33 protein-coding genes are annotated in these 21,438 nt (G+C 45.4%); all 33 read right to left on the bottom strand.

The window, feature by feature from the left end:
• The 33 genes from aroB to rpmC all read right to left on the bottom strand — a co-directional run bounded on the left by aroB (window position 1) and on the right by rpmC (window position 21,437).
• The gene (aroB, locus tag AAH187_RS01510) at window positions 1-1,167 is read right to left on the bottom strand and encodes a 3-dehydroquinate synthase (RefSeq protein WP_342346651.1); all 1,167 of its coding nucleotides are present in this window, start codon (window positions 1,165-1,167) and stop codon (window positions 1-3) included.
• A 79-nt stretch (window positions 1,168-1,246) separates the two neighbouring features.
• Window positions 1,247-2,407, bottom strand: coding sequence for a chorismate synthase (gene aroC, locus AAH187_RS01505; RefSeq protein ID WP_342346650.1), 1,161 nt, complete (start codon window positions 2,405-2,407; stop codon window positions 1,247-1,249).
• 226 nt (window positions 2,408-2,633) lie between these two features.
• Entirely contained in the window at window positions 2,634-2,849 is a 216-nt protein-coding gene (locus AAH187_RS01500) for a hypothetical protein (protein ID WP_342346649.1), read from the bottom strand.
• Between the two features lie 367 nt (window positions 2,850-3,216).
• A complete protein-coding gene (pilO, locus tag AAH187_RS01495; RefSeq protein ID WP_342346648.1) occupies window positions 3,217-3,810 on the bottom strand; it encodes a type 4a pilus biogenesis protein PilO in 594 nt (197 codons plus the stop codon).
• Entirely contained in the window at window positions 3,807-4,370 is a 564-nt protein-coding gene (locus tag AAH187_RS01490; RefSeq protein ID WP_342346647.1) for a PilN domain-containing protein, read from the bottom strand. The genes pilO and AAH187_RS01490 overlap by 4 nt, the downstream gene beginning before the upstream one ends.
• Window positions 4,357-5,433 (bottom strand): pilus assembly protein PilM, encoded by a 1,077-nt coding sequence (pilM, locus tag AAH187_RS01485; protein ID WP_342346646.1) that lies wholly within the window; start codon window positions 5,431-5,433, stop codon window positions 4,357-4,359. Before pilM ends, AAH187_RS01490 begins: the two co-directional genes overlap by 14 nt.
• A 337-nt stretch (window positions 5,434-5,770) precedes the next feature.
• Entirely contained in the window at window positions 5,771-6,691 is a 921-nt protein-coding gene (gene rapZ / locus AAH187_RS01480; RefSeq protein WP_342346645.1) for an RNase adapter RapZ, read from the bottom strand.
• Window positions 6,692-6,820: 129 nt separating this feature from the next.
• The gene (gene rpoN / locus AAH187_RS01475; protein WP_342346644.1) at window positions 6,821-8,338 is read right to left on the bottom strand and encodes an RNA polymerase factor sigma-54; all 1,518 of its coding nucleotides are present in this window, start codon (window positions 8,336-8,338) and stop codon (window positions 6,821-6,823) included.
• A 20-nt stretch (window positions 8,339-8,358) separates the two neighbouring features.
• Window positions 8,359-9,111, bottom strand: coding sequence for an LPS export ABC transporter ATP-binding protein (gene lptB, locus AAH187_RS01470; protein WP_342346643.1), 753 nt, complete (start codon window positions 9,109-9,111; stop codon window positions 8,359-8,361).
• A gap of 209 nt (window positions 9,112-9,320) precedes the next feature.
• Window positions 9,321-9,773 (bottom strand): LptA/OstA family protein, encoded by a 453-nt coding sequence (locus AAH187_RS01465; RefSeq protein ID WP_342346642.1) that lies wholly within the window; start codon window positions 9,771-9,773, stop codon window positions 9,321-9,323.
• A 71-nt stretch (window positions 9,774-9,844) separates the two neighbouring features.
• Window positions 9,845-10,423, bottom strand: coding sequence for an LPS export ABC transporter periplasmic protein LptC (gene lptC / locus AAH187_RS01460; RefSeq protein WP_342346641.1), 579 nt, complete (start codon window positions 10,421-10,423; stop codon window positions 9,845-9,847).
• 187 nt (window positions 10,424-10,610) lie between these two features.
• The gene (rplQ, locus tag AAH187_RS01455) at window positions 10,611-11,009 is read right to left on the bottom strand and encodes a 50S ribosomal protein L17 (protein WP_342346640.1); all 399 of its coding nucleotides are present in this window, start codon (window positions 11,007-11,009) and stop codon (window positions 10,611-10,613) included.
• A gap of 23 nt (window positions 11,010-11,032) precedes the next feature.
• On the bottom strand, window positions 11,033-12,007 hold the full coding sequence (locus AAH187_RS01450; RefSeq protein WP_342346639.1) for a DNA-directed RNA polymerase subunit alpha: 975 nt from the start codon (window positions 12,005-12,007) through the stop codon (window positions 11,033-11,035).
• Window positions 12,008-12,101: 94 nt separating this feature from the next.
• The gene (gene rpsD, locus AAH187_RS01445; RefSeq protein ID WP_342346638.1) at window positions 12,102-12,731 is read right to left on the bottom strand and encodes a 30S ribosomal protein S4; all 630 of its coding nucleotides are present in this window, start codon (window positions 12,729-12,731) and stop codon (window positions 12,102-12,104) included.
• A 64-nt stretch (window positions 12,732-12,795) separates the two neighbouring features.
• Window positions 12,796-13,179: a 30S ribosomal protein S11 gene (rpsK, locus tag AAH187_RS01440; RefSeq protein WP_342346637.1), complete on the bottom strand. Its 384-nt coding sequence runs from the start codon at window positions 13,177-13,179 to the stop codon at window positions 12,796-12,798.
• Between the two features lie 20 nt (window positions 13,180-13,199).
• On the bottom strand, window positions 13,200-13,571 hold the full coding sequence (rpsM, locus tag AAH187_RS01435; protein WP_342346636.1) for a 30S ribosomal protein S13: 372 nt from the start codon (window positions 13,569-13,571) through the stop codon (window positions 13,200-13,202).
• A 60-nt stretch (window positions 13,572-13,631) separates the two neighbouring features.
• Window positions 13,632-13,745: a 50S ribosomal protein L36 gene (gene rpmJ, locus AAH187_RS01430; RefSeq protein ID WP_312646280.1), complete on the bottom strand. Its 114-nt coding sequence runs from the start codon at window positions 13,743-13,745 to the stop codon at window positions 13,632-13,634.
• Window positions 13,746-13,756: 11 nt separating this feature from the next.
• Entirely contained in the window at window positions 13,757-13,975 is a 219-nt protein-coding gene (gene infA / locus AAH187_RS01425) for a translation initiation factor IF-1 (protein ID WP_342346635.1), read from the bottom strand.
• A gap of 30 nt (window positions 13,976-14,005) precedes the next feature.
• A complete protein-coding gene (map, locus tag AAH187_RS01420; RefSeq protein ID WP_342346634.1) occupies window positions 14,006-14,752 on the bottom strand; it encodes a type I methionyl aminopeptidase in 747 nt (248 codons plus the stop codon).
• A gap of 1 nt (window position 14,753) precedes the next feature.
• Window positions 14,754-15,404 (bottom strand): adenylate kinase, encoded by a 651-nt coding sequence (locus tag AAH187_RS01415; protein ID WP_342346633.1) that lies wholly within the window; start codon window positions 15,402-15,404, stop codon window positions 14,754-14,756.
• Between the two features lie 4 nt (window positions 15,405-15,408).
• On the bottom strand, window positions 15,409-16,722 hold the full coding sequence (gene secY / locus AAH187_RS01410) for a preprotein translocase subunit SecY (protein WP_342346632.1): 1,314 nt from the start codon (window positions 16,720-16,722) through the stop codon (window positions 15,409-15,411).
• Entirely contained in the window at window positions 16,715-17,164 is a 450-nt protein-coding gene (rplO, locus tag AAH187_RS01405) for a 50S ribosomal protein L15 (protein ID WP_342346631.1), read from the bottom strand. The genes secY and rplO overlap by 8 nt, the downstream gene beginning before the upstream one ends.
• On the bottom strand, window positions 17,161-17,349 hold the full coding sequence (gene rpmD / locus AAH187_RS01400; protein ID WP_342346630.1) for a 50S ribosomal protein L30: 189 nt from the start codon (window positions 17,347-17,349) through the stop codon (window positions 17,161-17,163). The genes rplO and rpmD overlap by 4 nt, the downstream gene beginning before the upstream one ends.
• 36 nt (window positions 17,350-17,385) lie before the next feature.
• Window positions 17,386-17,880 carry a 30S ribosomal protein S5 gene (rpsE, locus tag AAH187_RS01395; protein ID WP_342346629.1) on the bottom strand — a complete coding sequence of 165 codons (495 nt, stop codon included), beginning with the start codon at window positions 17,878-17,880 and terminating at the stop codon, window positions 17,386-17,388.
• A 44-nt stretch (window positions 17,881-17,924) separates the two neighbouring features.
• Window positions 17,925-18,284, bottom strand: coding sequence for a 50S ribosomal protein L18 (rplR, locus tag AAH187_RS01390; protein WP_342346661.1), 360 nt, complete (start codon window positions 18,282-18,284; stop codon window positions 17,925-17,927).
• A 15-nt stretch (window positions 18,285-18,299) separates the two neighbouring features.
• Complete coding sequence (gene rplF / locus AAH187_RS01385; RefSeq protein WP_342346628.1) at window positions 18,300-18,839, bottom strand: 50S ribosomal protein L6; 540 nt, start codon at window positions 18,837-18,839, stop codon at window positions 18,300-18,302.
• A 45-nt stretch (window positions 18,840-18,884) separates the two neighbouring features.
• Window positions 18,885-19,286, bottom strand: coding sequence for a 30S ribosomal protein S8 (rpsH, locus tag AAH187_RS01380; RefSeq protein WP_342346660.1), 402 nt, complete (start codon window positions 19,284-19,286; stop codon window positions 18,885-18,887).
• A 67-nt stretch (window positions 19,287-19,353) separates the two neighbouring features.
• Window positions 19,354-19,539: a type Z 30S ribosomal protein S14 gene (locus tag AAH187_RS01375; protein ID WP_342346627.1), complete on the bottom strand. Its 186-nt coding sequence runs from the start codon at window positions 19,537-19,539 to the stop codon at window positions 19,354-19,356.
• An 18-nt stretch (window positions 19,540-19,557) separates the two neighbouring features.
• The gene (gene rplE, locus AAH187_RS01370) at window positions 19,558-20,184 is read right to left on the bottom strand and encodes a 50S ribosomal protein L5 (RefSeq protein WP_342346626.1); all 627 of its coding nucleotides are present in this window, start codon (window positions 20,182-20,184) and stop codon (window positions 19,558-19,560) included.
• A complete protein-coding gene (rplX, locus tag AAH187_RS01365) occupies window positions 20,181-20,516 on the bottom strand; it encodes a 50S ribosomal protein L24 (RefSeq protein WP_342346625.1) in 336 nt (111 codons plus the stop codon). The genes rplE and rplX overlap by 4 nt, the downstream gene beginning before the upstream one ends.
• An 11-nt stretch (window positions 20,517-20,527) precedes the next feature.
• Complete coding sequence (gene rplN, locus AAH187_RS01360) at window positions 20,528-20,896, bottom strand: 50S ribosomal protein L14 (protein WP_312646266.1); 369 nt, start codon at window positions 20,894-20,896, stop codon at window positions 20,528-20,530.
• Window positions 20,897-20,954: 58 nt separating this feature from the next.
• Window positions 20,955-21,221: a 30S ribosomal protein S17 gene (gene rpsQ, locus AAH187_RS01355; protein WP_342346624.1), complete on the bottom strand. Its 267-nt coding sequence runs from the start codon at window positions 21,219-21,221 to the stop codon at window positions 20,955-20,957.
• Window positions 21,222-21,254: 33 nt separating this feature from the next.
• A complete protein-coding gene (gene rpmC, locus AAH187_RS01350; protein WP_342346623.1) occupies window positions 21,255-21,437 on the bottom strand; it encodes a 50S ribosomal protein L29 in 183 nt (60 codons plus the stop codon).
• Window position 21,438 lies beyond the last annotated feature (1 nt).

Genomic DNA, 21,438 nt, shown 5'->3' with positions numbered 1-21,438 from the left:
TTATTTTTTCCTGGATAGACGTGGACGGCTCAATGCCTCTGGAGCAGGCTTCAATCGTTTCACACGGGAGGACTGACTGGCAGTGAACCATTGACGAATACGATGTCGAACAAGGGGAACGACCTGGACCTCACCGATTCTGGTGGGTACCACGCAATTGATTTGACCCTTTACAACCTTTTTGTCGTGTTGCATGGCCCCCCAGAGATCCATAAATGTCATTGAGGGCATAGCAATGGGCAACCCGACATCCTGAATCAAGTCGCGTTGCCGCTCAACAAGCTCCTTAGTACACATCCCTAAAAATTGCGCCATTGCGGCTTCCTGCACCATGCCAATTCCCACGGCCTCTCCATGAATCCATGTTTTATAGCGTCCCCAGGTTTCCAGTGCATGGCCTACGGTATGGCCATAATTCAAAATTCGGCGGCGCCCCGATTCTCGTTCATCTCCACCCACTACTTCGGCTTTAATTTCACAACACCGCCGAATGACTGCAGGGATCACATCCTCTGCTTGTTCTCGTAAGCCATCAACGTGTTGCTCTAAATATTCAAAAAATTTCTGATCGGCAATCATGCCATACTTAATCACCTCCGCTAATCCTGCGACCCATTCACGTCTCGGAAGAGATTGCAACGCCTGCGGATCAACGACAACGACACGTGGCTGATAAAACGCGCCGATCAAATTTTTTCCAATTGGATGGTTGACCCCTGTTTTTCCACCCACGCTCGAATCTACCTGAGCCACCAATGTCGTCGGCACTTGAACAAAGGGAACACCGCGTAGGTAGACAGAGGCCGCAAACCCTGCCACATCTCCCACGACCCCCCCACCTAATGCCAACACCACTTCCTGGCGTTCAAGTCGTTGCGTGACCAGTTCATCCAGTATTCTTGACAGCCAATACATGGATTTGGCTTTTTCTCCATCGGGAATCACCACAAAAAATGGAGAAAACCCGCACCGCTTTAAGGACCGGAGAACGACCCGACCGTAGAGTTCATTAACGATTGAATTGGTCACAATGGCAACTTGCCCGGATAATCCAACATCCTGAAGCACACGGCCAATCTGGGGCAGAATATGGGGTTGGATAAGAACCTGGTAACTCCGGTCTCCTAAAGATACCGGAACGTGATTCGAGGGTTCAGAGATCTTCATTTAGCGGAAGTCACCACAAAACGGTCTCATTACAAGCAACGAAAAAAACCTGGCACGATAGGAGCTCAGAGCAGAATACCTAAAACGTGCGGACATACTCTTGATAAGCCTCAAAGTTTTTTTTCATTTCATCCAACGTATCTCCGCCAAATTTTTCAATAAGGGCATTAGCCATTTCATATGCAATCACCGCTTCTCCAACAACACCGGCAGCCGGAACCGTACAAATATCCGAACGCTCCACTGTGGCCTCAAACGGTTCTTTGGTTTCGATATCCACACTGTCTTTGGGAGTGTAGAGAGTCGCGATGGGTTTCATGGCCACTCGCAGGACAATCGGTTGCCCATTGGTAATGCCGCCTTCTAACCCTCCAGCATTGTTCGACTTTCTGATAAATTGTCCTGTGGCTTTATCAAAGTAAATATCGTCGTGAACTTCAGAGCCAAAACGGCGGGCCGACTCAAAGCCCATTCCAATTTCGACCCCCTTCATCGCTTGAATACTCATCGCAGCAAATGCCAAGCGAGCACTCAGTCGCCGATCCCACTGAGCATAAGTCCCCAGCCCGATCGGAACGTTCGTGACCACGACTTCAAAAATGCCTCCCAAGGAGTCCCCTTTATGCTTGGCTGCCCGAATCTGTTCAATCATTTTTTTTGCCGTCTCCGGGTCATGGCATCGTACGTCAGATTGTTCTGCATGTTCATATGCCATCAACGGGTCATTTGGGCTAGGAGCCGCAACTCCTCCAATGTCCATGGTATAACTCACCACCCGCATATCAAACTGGGCGAGCAACGACTTCGCCACCCCACCAATGGCCACTCTGATGGCTGTTTCTCTGGCACTGGCCTTTTCCAGCACATTACGGATATCCCGATGCCCATACTTGATGGCTCCAACCAAATCTGCATGGCCCGGTCGTGGACGAGTCACCACGCGTTCGGTAGAAGGGGGACCAGGTTCTGCCGCCATGATGTCTTTCCAGTTTTCCCAGTCTTTATTCCAGATCAACAGCCCTAAGGGATTTCCCAAAGTTTTCCCTTTTCGCACTCCACAAATAAATTCAATCCGGTCCTTTTCAATGCGCATCCGGCCGCCACGACCATATCCGCCTTGCCGACGGATCAAATCTGCATTAATTTCTTCGGCTATGACCGGCAAACCGGATGGAACTCCTTCCACCACCGCCATGAGACCTCTCCCATGGGATTCCCCCGCATTTAAATATCTCAACATTTCATTCCTTTTGGCCGGATTAAACACTCATGCCAGTGGCATGTTCCCTCTTAGCCATTCCCATAGGGACAAAGCATGTAGCTTCGAGCTTGGGAGACGGGTATTGTTGAACGCTTAATAACCCCTCTCGACGCACGCGCACGGGTCGACGAGTCCTCACCTGGACTTCGAGAGTATGGATTATGAAGGTTTTTTCACGCTTTCTCAACAAAAATATTCATGGTGATTATTGAATGGTGGGGAAGGAGAGAATGAAGGTTCTTGTCGGGGAAGCCCCCCTCACTGTGGAGGCTGAAGAGGGGTGCTCAAGCAGCACTTCCTCCTCACTGATGGTCTTAATCGTCCATCCTGATCGAGCAAGTTCAGCCCCCGGTTGTACCAGAACTCGCTCCGTTGGAGATATCTGAATGACCGCCTGATGGCCTTCTTGACCATGTAGCACCCCGAGAAGTCTCCAGCCTGGATTATCTACCAGGGGAACAATTCTCGGTTCCTGATGTGGTTTGGTCGAAACCTTGGGAGTTAGCTGGCGCTTCGGTACCCTTTTGAAAGGGTCTCGACGGTTCACTTCAGGGTGTCGGGCATTATCCTGACCTACGCTGGTTCTTGCTAGCCTGCTTGGACGAGAAGGCAATGAGGATGGCCCTTTCGCTGGAGCCTCCCCGATTAACCCAATAACAATCAACCCAACCCAAAGACAGACCGAGTAGCTCGCGCACCGCCTCAAATATACAGCCATCGTCGAGACCGTATCCCACATGAACATGACACCGTGATATCGCAACCCCACCAGGCATTGATTGGTTCGATTATGTTTTAAGCAGCTGCTGGACATGTTCAATACCCAAGGGGGATAACCCGTGCATCACCAGATTCGTGATGAGGAGAGATGAATCTTCGTTCTCTGACCTTCCGGCCATAACAATGGAAGGAATACTTTCAACCCATGCAAGCTGGCGCAAGTCATTCAAAAATTGCACGGTTCCTTGGAAATTCCCCTCTACTCTCACAGCAATCTGAATCGAAGCTTCAGCATGCTGGAGTCCCGTCAAAGGACCTTCGGGCTTCCACACCCGAACCGTCACACTCCTTCGCTTCGCAATTCCCATGACATCCCTTCGAAAGACTTTTGATTCAACATGCTCAGGAAGTTGGTGAACTCGAGCGGCCAAATTTTCACGTAAAGCGTTGATATCTCTTTCAATGGCTTTCAGTGAATCTGCCTTCTGGAGGAGACCATGGCCCTCCTGATCTAGACGAGCGACTTCTCGTTGTAACTCCTCAAGCGAGAGACTCATTGCCTGCCACATAACGAGGTGGATACCCAACAGACAGACAAGCATCACTCCCACCAGAAGACCAAATCGATGCCAGATCGATAGTGTCTTCCACTGCGCCATCATGTGGTCACCTGCTGATCCCATACAAAACGAATCAAAAAGGAAAAGGCTTCTGATTCTCCTCCTGGGCGCTCGAGAATTTCCACCGCAGGCAGACTCATGATGATCTGATCATTCTCTAATGCCTCCATGAATTTCCCAATATCTTCCAGGGCCAACGATTGTCCGTGCAATTCCACCACTCGTGATTCCAGTTGTATCCGCTCCAACCAGATATCAAGCTCCCCGACATTTCGACTGACCCCATCCAGCAATGCAACCGGCCAAGCCTTTTCTTTCTCCTGGTCACTAAGCCGCTCAACGGAAGTCATAAGAAGCGTTTTTTGCTCATTATAACTTTCCACACTATGAAGTTTTTCCTTTATCCGAACTACAGCCTGCATTTTGACTATTTTTTCTTGAAGCAAGGCATCAACCTGTTCTTGCAAAGAATTCGTCCACCACCAACTCGCCACCCCAAAACCCATGAAAACCACCACACCCACCAACAAACAAACCAGCCAGGAAGACTCATGAGGACTCACGTGACGCTGAAGTTGGCGGGCTAAATTAATTTCGATCATGAGGGCCTAACCCACGCAATGCCGCTCCAACGGCAACACCAAATAACGGCAAGGCTTTCTGAAATCGACAATCCTGTTGGATGTCCTGAGGGACCGCGATCTTTTTGAAGGGGTTGACCGGGGTTACGGACACGGCCAATGAATCAGCGAGTCTTGATTCAAGTCCTTCCAGCGCCGAATACCCCCCTGACAAGAACACGCCCCGCACCACTTCATTGTCAGTTATTTCCGAAACATCCTTGACAGTTTCAATGACCTGCTCGACCGTCTCCTTAAAAAATTGCTCGAGGAGTAAAGATTCCGAGGCTCCTATTTTATAGCCATGACCAGACGTTTCAGAGGCCGATTGCACCCCGTCAAGCAAGTCTCCATACCAATCGGCCTCGTAGGATACTTGGTGCAAATGTATAGGCTGACCTTCTTCCATTACCACCGAAAGGATGCCGGTTGGTCCAAGATGAACGATCAGCCACGTACCTTCGTGGCCATAGTTATAGGCAACCATATTCACAAGTGAGAAAGCATCCACATCGACAAAACTGACACTCATCCCCTGCTGTTGAAATTGTCGCATTCGTTTCTCAATGAATTCTTTTTTCGCCACAACTAGAAGAGCTTGATCCTTTCCATTGTCCAAGCCTCCTGGGACGTTGTGCCGATACACGTCCCACACGGCACCTTGAACATCAAGAGGAATATACCGGTCAAGCTCCAAAGCCAGGTGCTCCCGAAGATCATTTTCCGACATATTGGGAAACGTCAGTCTTTTCAACAATACGTGAGGACTCGAAACCGTAATCCCCACAGTATGAGGAGAAGGGGATAACTGTTTCCGAAGAACTTGGACGAGATGTCGGTCCTGCTCAAGATCAGATTGGGAATCGAGATTAGATCTAGAGGCAAGGGCTTCGATCACAACACCCTGTAAGATAGGACAGCCATTTCCCGGCTGTAGGGCCACTGCCTTCAACAATCGAGACCCCACATCCACGCCTGTAACATTCTGGTTTTTCCACGAATACCCGCTGACCCTTTCTGCGATACCTCTCCAAATTGTGTTCATCTTTTTCAGTCCAACGAAATTTGCCAAATGTCCCTTGACCTCAATTGAGGTTGTATCTTGATTTTCTCTGTAAAGGCCATCCCCAAATATGATGCCGTGTTTTTACCTAGATTCGGTTGGTTGTAACACTTGGAGACACTCCTCATAGTTTGCCAGGTATGCCAATCGCATTCCCCTTCTCTTCGGAATGGCTCCATTACTTCCAGGCATGCTGAATGAGAGGTGAAAACCGTTGATTGAGGTAAAAGACCCAACAATAAAATGGGCTTTAGAAGCAGAAAATTCTGGAATGTGGGAACTGATTCTGACGAAAAGTCTACTCCAGGACGAAGGGAAATTAGCCTGGATTCCCCTCTTTCGATATTTCTCGATGGTGAATCGTGACGTCATACCCCAATATCTTCAACGTATCTTTCATGCGTAGGACGATCGCCACCGAACGATGTCGTCCACCCGTACACCCGAAAGCAACGGTGACGTAACTCCGTTGTTCCCTTTCGAACAATGGCAACAAAAAAGCAAACAATTCTTTTAAATGCTCAAGAAAGACTTTCGCCTCTCTCGTGTCTAGGACAAAACGTTGAATATCGCCATGCTCCCCTGTTAAGGGCTGAAGGTCAGGCACGAAATGAGGATTGCGAAGAAATCGTACATCAAACACCATATCCACATCGAAGGGCACTCCGAATTTATAGCCAAAACTCATGAGACTAATTTTCAGGACTTGCCCTTCACCCCGCTCCCGATAATGTTTAATGATCCAGGCTTTGAGGTCGTGGACGGAGAATTCTGACGTATCCAGCACGCGATGGGCTCTAGCCCGAAGACTTTGTAAGCGTTCACGCTCTAATTGAATACCCTCAATAATCGGCCGATGTGGAAGTAATGGATGCGGACGCCGAGATTCAGAAAAACGCCTGACTAAAATATCATCATGTGCCTCTAAAAAAAGCAATTCAACGTGACAGCCATCACTTTGCAAGGCTTCGAGATTGCTCAATAAATCCTCGAAAAAAGCCCGTTCACGAATATCAATCCCCAGGGCCACCTTCCGCACATCTTTGTCGGGTTGAATACACAATTCAGTGAATTTTTGAAATAAGGCCGGTGGAAGATTATCCACACAGAAAAAGCCTAGATCCTCTAAGCACTTCAGGGCTTGGGTCTTGCCAGATCCCGACGTCCCCGTCACCATCATCAGTTGAAGAGGCAACGGATCGTTTTTCAGAGAAGCTTGAGGTGACTCACTCGGCATCATTACTCTTCCACAATCATCGTGCATGAACCGACTCATTTGAACCAGACTAACAGAAACCTCCGACGCAATGAGATCAGTTATCTGCAATATTCACTATTGTGTCGGAGGCCTGAAGTTCGCTGTTAAAAATTATGTGGGAATTCGTTTTCGTTGACTAGCAGAAGCAATATGTAATTCAGCCCGATATTTCGCTACAGTTCGACGAGCAATCAGGATATTTTTATGACGGAGCCTGGAGACGATCTCCTGATCTTTCAACGGATTGGCTACATCTTCTTGTGCCACCATCTCCCGAATCATCTCACGAACTGTCACGGAGGACATATCCTCTCCACGGTTGTCAGCCCGCTGAATCCCTGCATTAAAAAAGAATTTCAATTCAAGGATTCCCTGAGGACAATGCAAATATTTATTGGTCGTCACCCGGCTAATTGTTGACTCATGCATACCCACATCTTCGGCCACCTGTTTTAAGACTAATGGCCGAAGATACTGAATCCCTTTTTCCAAAAAGGCTTCTTGAAACTTCACCAGGCTTTTCACGACTTTCACAATCGTTTTGTTCCGTTGATCAATACTCCTAATAATCCATTGTGCGCCCTTCAATTTCTCCTCAAGATAGTTTTTCGTGTTCCCAGCATCTTCTCCAGAGTGGGAAAGGAGTCGTCGATAGTATGGACTAATTCTCAATCGAGGGAGACCATCATCATTTAACAGCACGACCCACTCCCCTTCATACTTCACGACGTAGACATCTGGAATAATAATTGAGTTGCTATCCGAAAAATAGGGGCGACCTGGTTTCGGTTCTAGACTCTCTATCACCCGAACAGCTTCATAGACTTCATCCAGAGTCACACTCAATGTTTTAGCTACAGACTGATACCGTTTTTTCTGAAGATCGACTAAATGATCTTTCAAGATAGCAGCCACCACATGCATGGGCACCGCTGCTTGCAGATGAGAGGTTAGTTCAGTCTCATCATGTTGTAGATGATCCAGTTGGATCAATAAACATTCTGCTAAATCCCGAGCCGCAACACCTGGAGGATCAAACTGCTGAATCTGACGGAGCACCCCCTCAACATGCTCAACAGAGCATTTGGCGTCTTCAGCTAATTCGGGAACAGGTACGCGCATATACCCGTCTTCATCCAAATTTCCAATTATCATTCTGCCAATATCTCGATCATCCCCTGCAAGAGATGAGAGACGAAGCTGCCAATCCAGATGCTCCTCAAGAGAAGTCGGTTTGGTGAGAGTTTGTTCATATGAAGGAAATTCTTCATCTCCCGAGTAGGCCTCATCCCGCTGAGCAGGCCGCCAATCGTTCCCCAAAATATTGTCCCACTCTTCGGAGGACAACGGCTCGCCCTCCTTGATGGTTGGCTGAACCTCCGTGACCTCACCTGAAGCCTCACTTTCGGCATCAGGCTCTTTCACCTGGCCCGCCGGCTCTTCTCCCACTGAAGTTTCTTCATCCTGGGCTTCCAGGGCCAAATCTTCTAAGAGGGGATTTTCTACTAAGTGTTGAGCCAGCACTTGCTGAAGCTCTAAACGAGAGAGTTGCAACAACTTAATCGCTTGTTGCAGTTGGGGAGTCATCACCAACTTTTGAGATAACCGAAGGTCTAACCGAAGATCCATTGCAGAAACCCACTTCCTCGTTATTGGAACATTTTGAAGCGTTCGCCCAAGTAGACAGCCCTGGCTTTTGGACTATTCACAATGACATCAGGTGGACCACTTTCTAAAATCGCTCCTTCGCTTATTATATAGGCTCGATCAGTAATGGAAAGCGTATCCTGAACATTGTGGTCGGTAATCAGGATGCCGATATTTTTCCTTTTTAAACTGGTTAAAATATCTTGAATATCCCCCACAGCAATTGGATCAATCCCGGCAAAAGGCTCATCCAGGAGTAAGAATTTTGGGTTGGTAGCTAACGCTCGCGTAATCTCCAAACGTCGACGCTCTCCACCTGAAAGAGTATAGGATCCATGCGTACGAAGCCGAGTCAAATCCAACTCCTCTAACAATTCATTTAATCTCTCTTTTCGGCCAGACGCAGGGAGATCCAATGTCTCTAAGACCGCCAATACATTATCCTCAACCGATAGCCTTCGAAAAATTGAAGCTTCTTGTGGTAAATATCCAATTCCCCGCCTTGCCCGCTTGTACATGGGCAGTGCAGTAATCTCATCGTTATTGAGAAATATTTTCCCTTGGTCAGGTTGACAAAGCCCCACCACCATATCAAAGATTGTGGTCTTACCAGCACCATTGGGACCGAGAAGCCCAACAACCTCTCCTCCTAACAATTCCAAACTGACGCCCCTAACGACCTGACGACCTTTATAGCTCTTTTTTAAATCATTGGCAGAAATTCTATGAAGAGATTGCCCCCGTGCTTCAGGCATTTGCATTCCTTAATTCAATCATACGGATCTCAATTTCAAAGAAAAACCGTGGCCCGACCGGAGGATGCCTTACCATCACGTCACAGAATATACGATCAAACCATGATCGGGTTGGTCTACCCATGTCAATCACAATCAAAAATTCAGTTTTATGGGAACACGATGAATACACCAAGAATGATGGCAGTCGGATTAAAAGCCTGCAAATTCTAATTTTGCTCGGATCCATCAATAATTACCCGGGTTCCACCTTCTACCATACTCCGGTTTTCTTTTAAAAACATGGTCATCTTTGGACCACTAATTCTTGTTCCCGACTGCCAGGCTACTGGAGAACCCGTCAAGATAACCTTTTCTTCTGCTTTGTAATACAAAGCATGTTGGCTAGTAGCTCGACTCTCCCCTTTTTCAATTCGAACTTTCCCTTTCGCTTCAATATAACTAATTTCATTCCCAGATTCTGATTTGGCTCCTGAAGCTGTGGCGGAAGAGGGATTTAAAGGTGCCTTTTCTTTGAAATACACGATCATCACATCAGAATGCACCACCAGTTCGCCTTGGACCATTTTGACTGATCCTTGAAAGATGGCCAGGTTTTTTTCGCTGCTGGCCGTCATCGTATTAGAAGTAATGACCGTAGAAACTTTTGGCTCTTCTGCCATTCCCACATTGGGAATATGAACCAAAATTATCGCAAATATCAACCAACCACATGAGATCGGCAATGAAACTCTTATGGCGACACCAACTCAGCACGAACATTCTTGAGCAAATGAAACTCCTGCTTATCCACGTCTCCCTCTAATCCAGTTCCGGTGATGGTTAATCCATCCCCTTTGATAAGCACTTGATCCGGAGTGTGTAACTGCCGTGCTCCTTCGTTCCAGATCAATTTATCTGAAAACACTTGATACCCAGCCTCAAAGGTCATAACAGTTTTCTCATTTTTGCTTACTAACTCAAAGTCATTGCTGGATGTATTCATTACGCCTTTTTCAGAGGTAATTTTCAATTGTTCCTTCTGGAACTCTCCGTCAAAAAGGTGGACTTGAACCGATTCCAACTTGGCTACATGGTCTTTATCAAAGACCTTCGCTTGATCAGCATTTACTACCCATTTTGTGGATCCAGATCGAGTTTGGCGGTAATTAAATCCCTGAATCCAAGCATCCGCTCCTTGCTGTTCATCTAAAGTTACGGAAGTTGTTTCTTGGCTTCGTGTTTGCATGTGGTTCACCACACGAATTCCGATAAATACGGTCATACCTAAAACAAGCAGAGTTAAAATGGCCCTCGTACCATAAAATTGCATTTATTCCTGCTCGGTCGAAACACCACCCTTAGGGTAAAAGACCCATAAAAAAGAATAGCACAGGGTCCAGGTCAAGTAAATAAAAGACCTTAACCCTGTGAAATATTGAAGGAGGAGAGAAGAAACTATGCTGGAGAAACAGGAGCAGTGAGGATTATAAATTTAAAAGACTACGCTCTATGCATTTCTAACTGGCCGTGGGGGAAACTACCACCTTTTCAAATTCATTTGCTTTTTCGACCAATTCAATAGCTACCAGTTTTGCAGCATCCCCTGGGCGTTGACGAGTTTTTATAATCCTTGTATATCCACCGTTCCGCTCGGGAAAACGCTTGGCAACGTCATCAAAAAGTTTTTGAACCGTTTCTTTGGTCCGCAACACACGCAAAGCTCCTCTTCTCGCTTGAAGGGTTCCTTGCTTCCCAAGGGTAATCAGCTTATCGGTGATCCCACGTAATTCTTTCGCTTTGGCCTCCGTGGTTTCAATTCGCTCATGTTCCATGAGAGATGTCACCAAATTTCTAAATAAAGCCAACCTATGTTTACTGTTTCGTCCTAATTGTCTTCCGCGTTTTCGATGACGCACAATACACGTCCTTTGAAAAAAGTTCAGGTTTGGGATTCTGTTACTTCACTCACTTTGGTTCCTAAGGTCAACCCCATTTCTGCTAAGACCTCTTTAATTTCATTTAATGATTTTTTCCCAAAGTTTTTGGTCTTCAACATTTCATTTTCGCTTTTATGAACCAAATCACCTATAGATTTAATGTTCGCATTTTTCAGGCAATTTGCAGCGCGGACCGACAGCTCTAATTCATTCACACTTCGAAACAAATGTTGATTAATCAACATCTTGCTCTCATCTCCACCCTCTTCTTGAGTTGGCTCCCCCCTCTCTTCAGATGGCAGGCAAATATCAAGATGGTTGCGAAGAATTCCTGCTGCTGAGGTAACAGCTTCCTGCGGAGATATGCTTCCATCCGTCCATACTTCAAGAATCAGTTTATCGTAATCCGTGATTCGACCAACCCGAGCACTTTCCACACTGAAATTAACCCGTTTAATGGGAGAAAAAACAGAGTCCACCGGAATGACTCCTATGGGCAAGCCTTCTTCTTTATTCCGTTCCGCAGGAACATACCCACGTCCTGGCTTCACAATGAGTTCAATATCTAACATCCCATCTTTATCCAAAGTGGCAATATGAAAATCTGGATTCAAAACTACCACGTCCGGGTCTACGGATAAATCTGCGGCTAACACTTCGCCAGGCCCATTTTTTTTCAATCGTATCGCCTTAGCCTTATCAGAATGTAAACGCAACCGTAACGCCTTAATGTTCAATATGAGAATCGTGACATCCTCGGTTACACCCGGAATGGTCGAAAACTCATGATATACTCCCTCAATCTTTACGGAGGTGACTGCTGCCCCAGGAAGCGAAGAGAGCAAGACCCGCCTGAGGGAATTCCCCATGGTGGTTCCAAAACCTCGCTCAAATGGTTCTGCCGTAAACTTGCCGTAAGTAGGTGAAGCAGTGTCCTTTTCCAATTCCAGCTTCGTGGGTATTTGGAAATCCTTCATGCTATTTATCATAAGGATCGCGTCTCCCTTTCTTGGTCCCAAGGCCATGTATGTGATCCATTCGCAACATCCGCTCTATCTCCGGCAGGACAATTTACCGTGAATACAGCTCCACTACAATCTGTTCATTGACCAATACATCAATGTCCTGTTTAGTGGGAATGGCTTGGACGGTACCCTTTAATAAATTCCGCTCCATCTCTAACCAATTCGGCACTCCTCGTCCACTAGAAATTTCCAGGGCGGCTTGGACCGGGACAAGCTGACGACTTTTCTCCCTGATTTCGATAATATCCCCAACATTCACAGTCACGGAGGCAATCGTGACTTTTCGTCCATTCAACATCACATGACCGTGATTCACCAACTGCCTGGCTTGACCACGTGATGCGGCAAACCCTAGTCGATACACCACATTATCAAGTCTTCGCTCAAGCAGGCTCAACAAATGCTCGCCGGTGATCCCCTTACGCCTAACAGCTCGATGGTAGGTATTGAGAAATTGTCGTTCCTGCATACCATACACACGACGAAGCTTTTGTTTTTCCCTAAGCTGAGTGCCATATTCCGTCGCACGGCCTCGCCGTGACTGCCCATGCTGTCCAGGTGGATAACTTCGGCGCTCAATTGCGCATTTTTCAGTCATACACCTGGTCCCTTTCAAAAACAATTTCACGCCTTCACGCCGACATAACCGACATACAGGACCAGTATATTTGGCCATGGACTTTCTCCCCCTATATCCTGTTCACGAAAAACCAAAAATCTAAAAAACCCTCTCTCAGAAATTACACTCGTCTTCGTTTTGGCGGCCGACACCCATTATGGGGAATCGGCGTCACATCACGAATAAGATTGACTCGCAAACCAGCGGATTGAAGGGCTCTCACAGCGGCTTCTCGTCCAGACCCAGGTCCATTCACATAGACATCCACTTGTCGAAGGCCAAACTCCATTGCTTTCTTTGCAGCAACTTCACCTGCACGCGTAGCGGCAAATGGAGTGCTCTTTCTCGATCCCTTAAATCCCTGGCTACCGGCACTCGCCCAGGTTACAGCCCCACCGGTCATATCCGTGATCGTCACAATGGTATTATTAAATGAGGCCATGATATGCACGATCCCAACTTGTAAAACTTTTCTATCCTTCTTTTTTCCCTTTTTAACACTCATGAAAGATCCCTTTCAGCAGCTTATTTCCTAACTTTTCCCCCAATTGCCCCACGTCGCCCTTTTCTCGTTCGTGAATTTGTTTTGGTCCGTTGGCCTCTTACAGGCAGACCTTTCCGATGTCGTAACCCACGATAAGTTCCAATATCCATCAAACGCTTAATACTCATTGTGACCTCTTTTCTAAGGTCACCCTCTACGTCGTAATCCTTATCAATTGTCTCACGCAAACGGACCACCTCATCTTCTTGCAGGTCCTTCACCCTCGTTTCCGGAGAAACTCCCGTCTTTCGCAATATATCCCGTGAACTGGCCGGACCAATCCCAAAAATATAGGTTAATCCAACATCAATCCTTTTTCCTACCGGCAACTCTACGCCTGCGATACGAGCCATTTCTTACTTTCCTCTCTCTAGGGATTGGCTTAATCTATCCATAACAAACATTAACGCACCTTAGCCCTGTCGCTGCTTGTGTTTGGGATTTGTGCAGAGCACCCTTACAACCCCTTTGCGGCGAATGACCTTACATTTAACACAGATTGGTTTTACTGATGATTTAACTTTCACGATAACAACCTCTATTTAAACCGATAGGTAATCCGTCCACGAGTCAGGTCATATGGAGATAATTCCACTGTCACCTTATCTCCTGGCAAAATTCTAATAAAATGCATCCGCATCTTTCCAGAAATATGGGCTAATATTTTATGCCCATTTTCCAACTGAACCCGAAACATCGCATTCGGCAACGTTTCAGTTACTGCCCCTTGAACCTCAATAATATCTTCTTTTCCCATGAGGAAATTTACCTGACCTCCAACCTAGGACTATCCTGTTAAAATGCGAGGTGCACCATTCGCTTCAATTGTGATTGTGTGCTCAAAGTGAGCAGAAAGTGATCCATCGCACGTAACTGCCGTCCAGCCATCTTTCAAGACTTTGACTGCCGATCCTCCAAGGTTAACCATTGGCTCAATGGCAAGTGCCATCCCAGGCTTTAAACGCGGGCCTTGTCCTGGTCTTCCATAATTTGGGACCTGGGGTTCTTCGTGCAACTGCCGTCCAATACCATGACCCACAAAATCACGAACAACCGAATACCCATGCTTTTCTACATGAGTTTGAATTGCAAAAGAAATGTCAGAAAGACGATTACCCACAACAGCCTGTTCGAGTCCTTTATGTAGAGCATCTCGAGTGACTCCAATCAATAATTGAATATTTTCAGGAATGGCCCCAACTGAAACCGTCACGGCTCCATCTCCATAAAAACCTTCAACAATGGCTCCAACATCCAATCCGATGATGTCCCCGTCTTTCAATTCACGCCTTGATGGGATTCCATGTACGACTTCTTCATTAATAGATGCACAGAGGCTATTGGGATAATTCCTATACCCTTTAAATGCAGGAATTCCACCCAAATCAAGAATACACTCCTCTGTAAGTCTGTCTAATTCCAATGTAGTCATACCTGGCTTCACTTCATTCACAAGCAATTGATGACATTGAGTAACGATTTTACCGGCCAAAGCAATGAGTTCAATTTCCTCAGCCGTTTTTATGATGATCATTCTATCTGGACTTGGTTAAGAGAGCTACCAATCTCTCCTGAACCGCAGAAACTACCCCTGCCCCATCCAATTCGGAAAGCATTCCACGGTCCTTATAATATTGGATTAAGGGCTCTGTTTGTTTTTGATATACAACCAATCTCGATTGAATGGTTTCTGGCTTATCATCATTTCGCTGAATTAGAGGCACTTCACATTCATTGCATACCCCATCTTTTTTGGGTGGTATGGACTTGAGATGATATACTGCCTTACATTTTGGACAACTCCGTCTCCCACTTATTCGTTCGATTATGTCCGTTTCTGGAAGGGAAAAATATACAACCCGATCAATGGCTTCTCCATTCACTTCCAAAATAGATGACAGCTTATCTGCTTGGGCTACGGTTCGAGGAAATCCATCTAACAGGAAACCTTTGCGGCATTCCGGAGACCCTAATTTTTCTTCAACTAAACCAATCACCACATTATCCGGAACCAATTCCCCACGTTCCATAAAAGCCTTCGCTTCATTTCCCAGGGTCGTACGCTTATCAACACTTTCCCTAAGCAAATCTCCTGTTGAAAGTTTTTGAATACCGAATTTGTTGGCAATAAAATCTGCCTGGGTCCCTTTTCCAACCCCTGGAGGACCAAGAAATATAACCCTCATTCCGTTAACCACTTCTTCCCTTTAAGGAACCTTTTCCAAGAAAACCCTCATAATTCCGCATGAGCATATGATTTTCAATTTGTTGCGCCGTATCCAAACCGACTCCAATGACAATCAAGAGGGAGGTACCTCCAAAATAGAACGGCATATTTAGTCGGTAAATCAGAAGTTCAGGAATCACGCACACAATAGCTAAATAGATAGCTCCGGCAAATGTAATCCTTGTCAGTACCTTATAAATAAAGTCTGCAGTTTTTTGCCCAGGTCGTATCCCTGGGATAAATCCACCATATTTTTTCATGTTGTCTGCCATATCGACGGGGTTAAGTACCACGGCCGTATAGAAGAAACAGAAAAATATAATCATTCCAACGTATAGCATGGTATACAGTAAAGAACCCGGAGCTAATTGCGCCCCGATGCTTTGAACCCACGGCACCTGGATAAAACTTGCTATCGTGGCTGGAAATGCAATAATTGATGAGGCAAAAATTGGGGGGATAACACCAGCCGTATTTATTTTTAGAGGTATATGAGTGTTTTGCCCACCATAAACCCGTCGCCCAACTATTCGCTTGGCATATTGAACCGCAATTTTTCGTCGTCCACTTTCAAGAAACACTATAGCTCCCATTACTGCCAGCATCACGACACCAAGGATTAACAGTAAAAGGAGACTGATTTGACCAACCTGATATAAATCAAATGTTTGAACAACTGCACTGGGAAGACTAGCAACTATCCCAGAAAAAATAATAAGTGATATCCCGTTTCCAACTCCACGTTCGGTAATCTGCTCTCCTAACCACATGAGAAAGGCCGTTCCGGCTACCAACGTAATCACCGTCATCAATCGAAATGACCAACCAGGGTCAAGAACAAATGCACCATCGTTCATTCCTTCAAGGCCAAGAGCAATACCAAAGCCCTGAATTAAGGCAATAACGATAGTTCCATACCTGGTGTACTGAATGATTGTCTTTCTTCCTCGCTCTCCTTCTTTGGCTAATTTAGAAAGATGCGGAACAACGACCGTGAGAAGTTGTAAAATAATTGAGGCGCTAATGTAGGGCATTATGCCCAAGGCAAAAATCGTTAATCTAGATAAAGCCCCTCCAGAAAAAATATCAAGAAAGCCCATGAGGGCCCCACCTCGTTCGGTGAGAAACTTAAAAAGCTCTTCATTATTGATTCCGGGGGTCGGGACATGAGCACCGATACGATAGACTGCGAGCATAGACAAGGTAAATATTACCCGGCTACGCAATTCCGGGATTTTAAAAATATTTTGAATGCTCGTGACTAGCCGCTCAAGCACGGCCGATCACCTTTGCTTGCCCACCGGCATTCTCAATTTTTTGTTTGGCAATATCACTAAATTTATGTGCTTCAACAACAATTGGACGGTTGATTTCCCCAGAACCAAGTATTTTAACTTGTGGGTTTCGTCCTTTAATTAACCCAATTTCTTTAAAAACATTTGGGTTAAAGTTCATGGTTTTTTCCTGGGCAAGCAGATCTTTAAGATTTATCACTGAATATTTGATCCGGAAAATGTTTGTAAACCCACGCTTAGGTAATCTGCGGGCAAGTGGCATTTGCCCTCCCTCAAAACCAGCTTGATTAGCCCTGCCAGAACGGGCTAACAACCCTTTATGCCCTTTCCCAGCTGTTTTACCCAAACCGGACCCAGGCCCACGGCCAAGGCGCTTCTTCTTTGTTCTTGAACCTGGAGATGGATGTAAATCGTGTAACTTCATGAAACTGCAACCTCAATAAGATGCCTGACCTTATAAATTAATCCTCGTACTTGGTCTGTATCCGGACGACTAACGGTCTGTCCAATTTTCCTAAGTCCCAGCCCCAATAAAACCACACGCATCTTATCCGGATGGCCTATTGTGCTTCGCTTTAATGTAATTGAGAGATTGGTTGGTGTCACCATGATTTCCAGGTTTCCTGACTGGTCATTAGATATCGATTAATCTTCCATCCCGACAGCCGTTCGACGCATTTCCCTTACTTCATGTGGATCACGAAGTTGGCTCAACCCTTGAATAGTTGCCCTCACAGCATTAAACGGATTCCCACGTCCTAGGGTTTTCGCAACAATATTCTGAGCACCAGCCACCTCCAACAACGAACGTACTGCTCCTCCTGCGATTATACCAGTACCCTGCTTTGCAGGTTTCAAGACAATGTGCTCTCCACCAAAATACCCATGCACTTCATGGGGGATAGTATTTGATTTAAGTGGGATCCTAATAAGATTTTTTTTTGCATGAGCCACGGCCTTAGCAATGGCAGACGGAACTTCAGTCGCTTTGCCTTTTCCCACACCAACCCAACCATCGCCATCGCCTACAACCACCAAAGCAGAAAATGAAAAACGCTTTCCACCTTTCACTACTTTGGCTACACGGTTAATTACAACCGGCTTATCTTTTAAATTGAGCTCTTCAACATTAACCCTCACAGAAGTGAATCCTTCCCTTTAGCAAAATTTAAGGCTGGGCCTGATTAGAATTTCAGTCCCCCCGAACGAGCGGCATCTGCCAAAGCCTTTACCCGACCATGATACAGTCTTCCACCTCGATCAAATACCACTAGTTCAATAGGTATGGCTTTTGCGCGTTCAGCGATTGCTTGTCCCACCATTTTCGCCGCTTCAATATTCCCACCAGATTTTATTTTTTCTTTTAAACCAGGGTCACAGGATGACGCCGAAACCAATGTGCGACCAACCGAATCATCAATAATCTGAGCATAAATATGAGAATTACTCCTAAAAACACTTAATCGTGGACGAGAAGATAATCCCACAATGCGCAAACGCACCCGCCGACTCCGCTTATGCAATCTTTTTTGTTTTTCAAGTATATTCACAAGTTCAACCTACTTTTTGCCGGCTTTGCCAGCTTTTTTACGAAGGATTTCACCAACATACTTTATACCTTTTTGCTTATACACATCAGGAACCTTCATACTTCTGATTTGAGCTGCAACCAAGCTAACCATTCGTTTATCAATACCTTTAAGAGAAATCGAGGTTTGCTTATCGACCGACGCCTCAACTCCTTTTGGCAATCCTATTGAAACGGGATGAGCGTATCCGACAGAAAAACTTAATTCACTTCCTTGAATTTGGGCACGGTATCCAACCCCCATCACTTCCAAGTTTTCCTGGAAACCCTCCTTCACTCCCTTAACCTGATTAGCGATTTCAGCCCTTGTTAGCCCGTGTAAGGCCTTAAGCTTGGCTGAATCGTTACTTCTGGATAAAGAAACTTTTTCATTTTCGATACTGGCTTGTATGCCAGGGCTCAGACCCCATTGCAGCTGACCCAGCGGGCCTTTCACCAAAATGTTCCCATCAAGGACGCGAACTTCCACGCCCTTTGGAATTGATATCGGCTGTCTTCCAATCCTCGACATGATTTACCTATTAATTAAAAATCCAAGTAAATAAGGTATCCAAAATTACCAAACGTGGCAAAGAATCTCACCGCCAACCTGGGAACTCCGACATTGCTCATCCGTTAATAACCCTCGGTCAGTGGTCAAGATCGCCAACCCCAACCCACGCATTACACGTGGAAGATCTTCTTTCCCAGCATAGACTCTACATCCAGGCTTACTAATTCTTTTTATCCCAGTTATGAAAGATTTCTTCTGTCGACCAGGAGCATATCGAAGTGATACTTCAATAACTGGGTGCCCATTGGTACCAGTAGCTGACTTGTAGTCACGAATGAACCCTTCTTCCTTGAAAATTCGGAGGATATCCTTTTTTACACGAGAAGATGGAATTTTAACCAAATCGTGTCCACGGCGTCCCGCATTTTGAATTCGCACGAATAAATCTGCGAGAGGATCAGTCATCGACATGCTAAAAAACCTCGTATTGAATTATTTGCCAATTACTAAAAAACGGTTTACCACTCGAAACCTACCAACTGGACTTGGTGACACCAGGGATATCACCACGCAAACTAAGGAAACGAAAACAAATTCGACACATTAGGAAACGGCGCAAAAACCCCCTCACCCGCCCACAAAGAGTACAGCGATTATAGTGGCGACATGAGAATTTTGGCTTTCGCTTAGCCTTATTCTTTAATGCTAACCTTGACACGTACGCTCCTTTCCCTCTCTAGGGTTTTCTAAAAGGCATTCCCAAGTGAGCCAATAATGATTTGGCTTCATCATTCCGTTGAGCGGTGGTTACAAACGTAATATCCATCCCATGTATAGATGCAACGTCATCATATTTAATTTCAGGAAATGCCAGCTGTTCTTTTAACCCCAGGGTATAATTACCCCGACCGTCGAAAGCTTTCGGTGAGATCCCGCGGAAATCACGAATTCTTGGCAAAGCCACGGAAACCAATCGGTCCAAGAACTCATGCATTCTTGCACCTCTTAAGGTAACCTTCGTTCCGATCGGAATTCCTTCACGCAATTTAAATCCTGCGATGGCCTTCTTGGAGCGAGTCAGAACAGGTTTTTGCCCTGTAATTTGCTCCAGTTCTGTGGCTGCACTTTCTAACAACTTGACATTTTGAACCGCTTCCCCCATTCCGATATTTAAGACAATCCGTTCAACTCGAGGGACCTGCATAGGATTTTCATAGCCAAACTCCTTCATCATGGCCGGGATGACTTTTTCCTGGTACATCGCTTTAATCCGAGGAACGTAATTCACGGGTTTAATCGCAGATGAACCTACTGTTTTTTCTTTTTCTTTAACTGCTTGTTTTGTTCCAGATTTTGATTTCATCGGCTTTTATCCAAAACTTCAGTTGGAGCCTTTTGATAAACACGGACTTTCCGTCCATCATCAAAAGTTTTCATTTTAATTCTTGAAGGCTTCTTAACCGATTCACAAAAAGCCATGACATTTGAAATAGCCATGAAGCCTTCCCTTTCAAGAATTCCACCCTGTTTGTTTTTGGCGTTTGGCTTGGTATGGCGTTTTAATATGTTGAGCTTTTCAACTGTAACCCTGGCATCTTTGGTTTGAACCTGGAGGACTTTACCGGTCTTCCCACGCTCCTTGCCAGCGATGACCATAACCATATCGCCTTTTTTAATTCTAAATTTTTCAGCCATAATACCTTACCCTAAATGACTTCTGGAGCCAGAGATATAATTTTCATATACTTTTTCTTCCTTAGTTCTCTTGCAACCGGCCCAAAGATACGAGTTCCAACCGGGTCCCCTTGAGCATTAACTAAAACACAGGCATTTCGGTCAAACTTAATGTGAGATCCATCTTCCCGGCGACGTCCCTTTTTTGTTCGCACAATTACGGCCTTCATAACGTCACCCTTTTTAACCGAAGCCTTTGGAATTGCTTCTTTCACAGCAACAACTATGATGTCACCCAAAGACCCATACCGACGCTTTGTTCCACCCAGCACATGGAAGCACATTACATTTTTTGCGCCAGAATTATCGGCAACATCAAGATAAGTATAATTTTGTATCATTTGTTAACTCAATTTCTTACAAACTAAAGAAATGTTTATAACATCATATTCCTGATTCTTAAGTGGTCACTCGCTTAGTTAAAACCTCCGAAACACGCCAGTGTTTAGTCTTACTTAAAGGACGGGCATAAACAATACTAACCTGATCACCTATTAGGCATTGATTCACTTCGTCATGAGCTTTTATTTTTGTCTTTTTTCTCATAACTTTTCCATAAAGAGAATGACGCTCAATGCGAACAACCTCAACCACTACGGTCTTTTGCATTTTATTACTGACAACTTTTCCCGTTAGCGATCGAGGCAGAGCCCTGGACTGTGTCATAGTTGAATAACTTTCCTTCAAGATCGTGGTTGACTAGTTAGCTTTTTGGCGTAGAACGGTTTGAACCCTGGCGATATTTTTTCTTGTCTCACGTATTCGCATTGGATTTTCCATGCGCCCTAATGCCAATTGACTCCTAAAATGAAACAACTCTTGTTTCAATTTATTGATTTTTTCAAACAATTCGCTCTTTTCTAAATTTTTTAATTCGTCCATT

It is taken from the genome of uncultured Nitrospira sp., from assembly GCA_902500695.1.
GTDB lineage: Bacteria > Nitrospirota > Nitrospiria > Nitrospirales > UBA8639 > Nitrospira_E.
This window is presented reverse-complemented; position numbering and strand designations above follow the sequence as displayed.

Coding starts and splice junctions, on each gene's coding strand:
- lptB (WP_342346643.1), bottom strand. CDS start 9,111: ATGCCTGAAGCACGGGGGCAATCTCTTCATAGAATTTCTGCCAATGAT.
- rpmC (WP_342346623.1), bottom strand. CDS start 21,437: ATGGACGAATTAAAAAATTTAGAAAAGAGCGAATTGTTTGAAAAAATC.
- infA (WP_342346635.1), bottom strand. CDS start 13,975: ATGGGAAAAGAAGATATTATTGAGGTTCAAGGGGCAGTAACTGAAACG.
- rpsQ (WP_342346624.1), bottom strand. CDS start 21,221: ATGACACAGTCCAGGGCTCTGCCTCGATCGCTAACGGGAAAAGTTGTC.
- aroB (WP_342346651.1), bottom strand. CDS start 1,167: ATGAAGATCTCTGAACCCTCGAATCACGTTCCGGTATCTTTAGGAGAC.
- AAH187_RS01465 (WP_342346642.1), bottom strand. CDS start 9,773: ATGGCAGAAGAGCCAAAAGTTTCTACGGTCATTACTTCTAATACGATG.
- rpsH (WP_342346660.1), bottom strand. CDS start 19,286: ATGACTGATCCTCTCGCAGATTTATTCGTGCGAATTCAAAATGCGGGA.
- AAH187_RS01415 (WP_342346633.1), bottom strand. CDS start 15,404: ATGAGGGTTATATTTCTTGGTCCTCCAGGGGTTGGAAAAGGGACCCAG.
- rplX (WP_342346625.1), bottom strand. CDS start 20,516: ATGGCTGAAAAATTTAGAATTAAAAAAGGCGATATGGTTATGGTCATC.
- rpsM (WP_342346636.1), bottom strand. CDS start 13,571: ATGGCTCGTATCGCAGGCGTAGAGTTGCCGGTAGGAAAAAGGATTGAT.
- rplO (WP_342346631.1), bottom strand. CDS start 17,164: ATGAAGTTACACGATTTACATCCATCTCCAGGTTCAAGAACAAAGAAG.
- AAH187_RS01490 (WP_342346647.1), bottom strand. CDS start 4,370: ATGATCGAAATTAATTTAGCCCGCCAACTTCAGCGTCACGTGAGTCCT.
- rplF (WP_342346628.1), bottom strand. CDS start 18,839: ATGTCGAGGATTGGAAGACAGCCGATATCAATTCCAAAGGGCGTGGAA.
- rpsD (WP_342346638.1), bottom strand. CDS start 12,731: ATGGCCAAATATACTGGTCCTGTATGTCGGTTATGTCGGCGTGAAGGC.
- rpsK (WP_342346637.1), bottom strand. CDS start 13,179: ATGAGTGTTAAAAAGGGAAAAAAGAAGGATAGAAAAGTTTTACAAGTT.
- aroC (WP_342346650.1), bottom strand. CDS start 2,407: ATGTTGAGATATTTAAATGCGGGGGAATCCCATGGGAGAGGTCTCATG.
- pilM (WP_342346646.1), bottom strand. CDS start 5,433: ATGAACACAATTTGGAGAGGTATCGCAGAAAGGGTCAGCGGGTATTCG.
- rplN (WP_312646266.1), bottom strand. CDS start 20,896: ATGATACAAAATTATACTTATCTTGATGTTGCCGATAATTCTGGCGCA.
- rpmD (WP_342346630.1), bottom strand. CDS start 17,349: ATGGTGACACCAACCAATCTCTCAATTACATTAAAGCGAAGCACAATA.
- rplE (WP_342346626.1), bottom strand. CDS start 20,184: ATGAAATCAAAATCTGGAACAAAACAAGCAGTTAAAGAAAAAGAAAAA.
- AAH187_RS01450 (WP_342346639.1), bottom strand. CDS start 12,007: ATGAAGGATTTCCAAATACCCACGAAGCTGGAATTGGAAAAGGACACT.
- rpoN (WP_342346644.1), bottom strand. CDS start 8,338: ATGGATCTTCGGTTAGACCTTCGGTTATCTCAAAAGTTGGTGATGACT.
- map (WP_342346634.1), bottom strand. CDS start 14,752: ATGATCATCATAAAAACGGCTGAGGAAATTGAACTCATTGCTTTGGCC.
- pilO (WP_342346648.1), bottom strand. CDS start 3,810: ATGATGGCGCAGTGGAAGACACTATCGATCTGGCATCGATTTGGTCTT.
- lptC (WP_342346641.1), bottom strand. CDS start 10,423: ATGCAATTTTATGGTACGAGGGCCATTTTAACTCTGCTTGTTTTAGGT.
- rapZ (WP_342346645.1), bottom strand. CDS start 6,691: ATGATGCCGAGTGAGTCACCTCAAGCTTCTCTGAAAAACGATCCGTTG.